The sequence below is a fragment of the Hymenobacter sp. IS2118 genome (genome assembly GCF_000715495.1).
Classification (GTDB): Bacteria; Bacteroidota; Bacteroidia; order Cytophagales; family Hymenobacteraceae; genus Hymenobacter.
Window position 1 is genome coordinate 1 of sequence record NZ_JNLX01000166.1, and the last position, 4,286, is coordinate 4,286.

The window sequence follows — 4,286 nt, forward strand, 5'->3', positions numbered from 1 at the left end:
CAGACTAACCGCACTATGCAAGTTGGTGGCAAATCTGGGTCAGCAGCTCTTCTAAATAGGCATCGTTCCATCCGAGCCGCTTTCGTTTTTTCTTGATGCTGACCCGTGTGGGGTCCTGTTGCAGCAGGTTAAGCGCCATTTTGCGCACGAGGGCCAGGTTTTCCACGGCTTGGGCCTGGCGCAAGCGGTGGGCGTCTTCGCCCAGCGTCACGTCCAGGTGCCAGTGGAGCTTGTTTTCAATGGCCCAGTGGTCGCGCACGGCGGCCGTGGCCTGGGCCGGGGTCAGGCTCGCGCGGCTGCTGAGGTAGTAGCGCACGGCCTGCGACTGGGCCGGTCCGTCGACCGGGTGGCGGGTGGTCGCGACCCGGACCAGGGCGGCCAGCCCCGGCCAACGGCCTTCTTCATCGACCCAGCGCAGGTCGGTTTGGACGCTGACCTGGGTGCAGAGCGGGGTGTTGTGGGAGGCCAGGCTCCAGGATTCGAGCGTCTGCCGAGCGGGCACCTGAGCCAGGGCGCGTTCGGCCTCGGCCAAGAGCGTGGCCTGGTTCTCCTTGAGGGCCAGCAGGTAATCACCGCCTTGCTGGCAAATCTGGGCCGCGATGGCAGGTTGGCAGCTGAGCGCATCGAGGCTGACGAGGCAGCCGCGTACGTCGAGTAGGGCCAGTACGTCGGGGATGGCCGCCAGTTCGTGGCCTTTGCCCGCCGTGGCCACCTGGGCCAGGCTCAGGCCCTGGGCGCTGGCCACGGCCGACACCACGTGCAGCGCCTGCGGGCCGGAGCCGCGCAGGGTCTTACCGTCGATACAAACCTGGCCGAGTTGGTCGGCGGGCAGCACCTGCCGCATCCAGGCCAGAAAGGCCGCGTTGAACGCCGCCGCGTCCAGGTGCTGAAAGACCCGCCGGAAGGTATCGTCGGACGGAATACCGTTGTCCAGCGAGAGGTAGCGCCGAAAGACGGGTTCTTTCTGCTGGCCAAACCAGGCGATTTCCTCAAAATCGTCGGCCCCGCTCAGCACAGCTAGCACGCTGATAACGAGAATGTCTAATAGTTTGTGGCGAAAGTTTTTATTCTGCCGCCGGAAGTCCGGCACGTCGGCTAAGTGGGTGAGTAACGACATCGAACCAAGGGGGTAAGCCGCAAATTTACCCTTGCGCACATAGTGCGGTTAGTCTGGCAGACGGCTGGCCAAACGCTCACTATCGGAATCTGACAATTAATGCCTCCTACACCCTAACGAACCTCATTCGCACGGCCCATCTGGTCAGACCTTTGCGGGCATGTCCTTGCTCACTCATTTGGCCGAGGTGCCGATTTTTGGCACGCCAGTGGCAACTTTCGCCATCCGCTGCTCTCTATTCTTGGAGAGCATCAAAAAGTGTGGGGCAACTGCCCGAAATGATTTCTTGCTACTCTGCTCCCATTTTCGGACACCGAGTATGAGCCTAGTTGGCTGGCTGCACCATCCGGACTGCCCCATACTTTTTGATGCTCTCATCTAGTTGGGGGCCTCTCAGAAAACAGAATAAATCGCACGTTAAGGTTTGGGAAAGGGCCGTATGGGCTGAAGCTTACCAGTTGCGCGTTTGGTGCGCCACGAATAGTCTTTCATCAGGTTGATGTTTTCCCCGCCCAGCGGCGACAAATAGGACAACAGCGCTTCGTTCAAGGGCTGGCCGTGGGCACGCAGGGCCTGCACGGCGCGCTGCAGGTACACCGTGTTGCACAACACGATGGCGGCCGTAAGCAGATTCAGGCCACTGGCCCGGTCCTGAATTTCGCCCAGTCGGTGGAAGAACACGGCCCATGCCAGCGCGTTGCGCGCTTCGCCTTCATTGAACCCCACCTGTACGCGGCGGCGCAAGGTCACGCTTTGCAGTCAGTCCAGATAGGTGAGTTCTGCTCGATGCGGCCCAGTTCGCGCAGGGCCACGGCCAGCCCGTTCTGGCGCACGTTGAGCGTACCACCCAGCACGGGCAGCAAGGCAGCTTAAGCTGCGGAGCCCGGCGACAGGTACAACTTCGTGTCGCTCAGGTCGCGGATGCGGGAAGCGAAGCGGTAGCTCAGCAGCGGCATGACGGCAAACAGGTGGTCGGTAAAGCCGGCCGTGTCGGTGTAGTGCTCGGCGATGCGCAGGTCGGATTCGTGGTAGAGCAAGCCGTCCAGTACATATGTGGCATCCCGGACTCCTACGTTGAGGACCTGGCTGCTGACGGGGGCGTACTGGTCCGAGACGTGGGTGTAGAACAGCAGGCCCGGCTCGGCCCCGTACTGTAGGATTGATGTGCCCGGTGCTTTCGGCCCGGCCCCCAGCGCGAAACCACTGCCCATCCGACGACGAGGTGGTACCGTTGCCCAGTGGGCCGCGAAGGGGTGGCGCAGTTGCGCGTTGACCAGCTCGGCCAGGGCCAGCGTATAGATGTCGTTGCGAATGTGCCAGCCCTGGAGCCAGAAAAGTTGGGCAGGGCGAGCAGTTCGTCCACGCTGGTGGCCATGCCTTCCAGGGCCTGGGCCACCAGCGTGGCTAGGCGACGCGCCGGCTCGAACTTGGCCAGGTCGGCGGGTGTACTCTGTCCGCCTTCCCGGGCTATTTTTGAGCAGCCGGTTTTGATGGACCCGCCGCGCCAGCTCCGCCGGCAGGCCCACCTGTTGCCAGGCCACCAGGCGGGCCAGGTGTTCCAGCACCTGCCGCGAATTGGGGACCGCCGGGGCTTGTCGTAATCACGTCAACCACGTCAGGGCGCTGCCCTCGCGGCGGGTTAGCAGATTTTTCAACACCTGCCGGGTTTCCGGGGTCACGTCCTCGGTCAGCCTCTGGTAAAGCCCGCGTCAAGGCCTGCGCACCGAGGCGTTCGAGGACGGCGATGCGAGGCAACAGGATGCCCTGGCGGCGCAAGTGCCCCAGCAGCGCCTGGACCAGCACCAAGCCCTTTTCTGTTTGCCAGGCGACTTCGGCCAGCCACGGCAGGGCGGCCCGGTAATGCGGCAGGCCAAACGGCTGGAACCCAAAAGTTGCTTATAGTTGCAGCAGGTATTCGCGCCGGGTCTGCTCGCGCTGGCCATACACGGCCCAGTCCGGTACTGCCAGCTTCCACTGGGTGGCCACAAACGCGAGTAGCGACGAAGCCGGCAACTGGTCCGTGCCCAGCACCACGCCCGGAAAGCGCAGGTAGCAGCGTTGCACGGCGAAACCCAGACGATTGGTCGCTTCCCGGTGCTGGTGAATCAGCGGCAGGTTGGCTTCACTGAAGGTGTACTGCCGGATGAACTCCTCCGGGCTTTCGGGGAGTGCCAGGAGTTGCTCCCGTTCTGCTGCCGACAAAGTGGAACGACGTGGCATGGGGGCAGGAGTGTAAGGAAATTGGCCGGCTAAGGGTGGCGATTCCGTCCCATTCGGTAAATTGAACGCCAATTAACTGCTGCCCACCTGTTCACTCTTGTTCAGAAAAACGGCCTTTTCCTTAACGCAGAACGATTGCTTTTATGAGCCACTCCAACTTTACCAGCACTAGCGAATAGATGGCTGTGACGTTGGGCGTACTGGGGCCAGAAGGGATACAGTTCGACGCATCTTGGGGACACTTACTTAGAGCCTATCCGAAAAATAGGAGGGAGTGTCGCCAGACGGTGTTTGCGCAAGCCAGGTGGAGGAGGGCTTCGTAGTTGGCGACTTTCTTTTCCCAGCGGATGAGCAGGCGGCGGAAACGGTGGAACCAGGCGTGGGTGCGCTCGACGACCCAGCGACGGGCGCGGTAGCCGGGGGTGCGGCATTTGTCGGCTTCCTCTCCCCGGCTCAGGATGTGCACCCGGTAGCCCCACTGGGCCAGTAGGCGCCGAATGGCCTCGGCGTCGTAGCCCTTGTCGGCGCAGAAACCGGGGGCGAAATCGCCTTCGGCCGGTGGGGGCAGCACGGGCATCGAATCGAGTACGGCCTGTACTTGCGTCACTTCGTGGACGTTGGCTCCGGTCACGGCCACGCCGACGGGCAAGCCCTGAGCCTCGGTCAGCACGTGGCGTTTGACGCCGCCCTTGCCCCGGTCCGTCGGGTTGGGGCCGACGGCCTCGCCGCCAAGCGGGGCCTTGGTCTGGCAGGCATCCAGACACTGCCAGTCCCAATCCAGGCGGCCTTCGGCCTGTAACTGCACCAAGCCGCTGGTCCAAAGCCGCTTAAAAACGCCAGCCTGGGCCCACTGCTGGAACCGGTCATGGACCGTGGAGGTTGCCCCCAAGCACCGCGGCAAGGCCTTCCACTGCATCCCCGTAACCAAAATATAGTAGATGGCAAAAAA

Annotated in this window: 4 protein-coding genes and 1 pseudogene; all 5 read right to left on the bottom strand. The window is 62.6% G+C overall.

Features of this window, described 5'->3' with window-relative positions; all coding sequences use genetic code 11:
* Window positions 1–13: 13 nt before the first annotated feature.
* Window positions 14–1,117: an ISAs1 family transposase gene (locus GM79_RS17415; RefSeq protein ID WP_035559885.1), complete on the bottom strand. Its 1,104-nt coding sequence runs from the start codon at window positions 1,115–1,117 to the stop codon at window positions 14–16.
* Window positions 1,118–1,534: 417 nt separating this feature from the next.
* The gene (locus tag GM79_RS26140) at window positions 1,535–1,867 is read right to left on the bottom strand and encodes a Tn3 family transposase (RefSeq protein ID WP_235184099.1); all 333 of its coding nucleotides are present in this window, start codon (window positions 1,865–1,867) and stop codon (window positions 1,535–1,537) included.
* A 119-nt stretch (window positions 1,868–1,986) separates the two neighbouring features.
* On the bottom strand, window positions 1,987–2,682 hold the full coding sequence (locus GM79_RS26145; protein ID WP_235184100.1) for a Tn3 family transposase: 696 nt from the start codon (window positions 2,680–2,682) through the stop codon (window positions 1,987–1,989).
* Window positions 2,585–3,337, bottom strand: a pseudogene (locus GM79_RS26150) (DUF4158 domain-containing protein). Before GM79_RS26150 ends, GM79_RS26145 begins: the two are co-directional and overlap by 98 nt.
* Window positions 3,338–3,590: 253 nt before the next feature.
* Window positions 3,591–4,286: IS5 family transposase (locus GM79_RS17425; RefSeq protein WP_035561153.1), on the bottom strand; the 696-nt coding region annotated here is incomplete at its 5' end.

Bases quoted from the DNA above. Each gene is read 5' to 3' on its own strand.
- GM79_RS17415 (WP_035559885.1), bottom strand. From the start codon at position 1,117: ATGTCGTTACTCACCCACTTAGCCGACGTGCCGGACTTCCGGCGGCAG.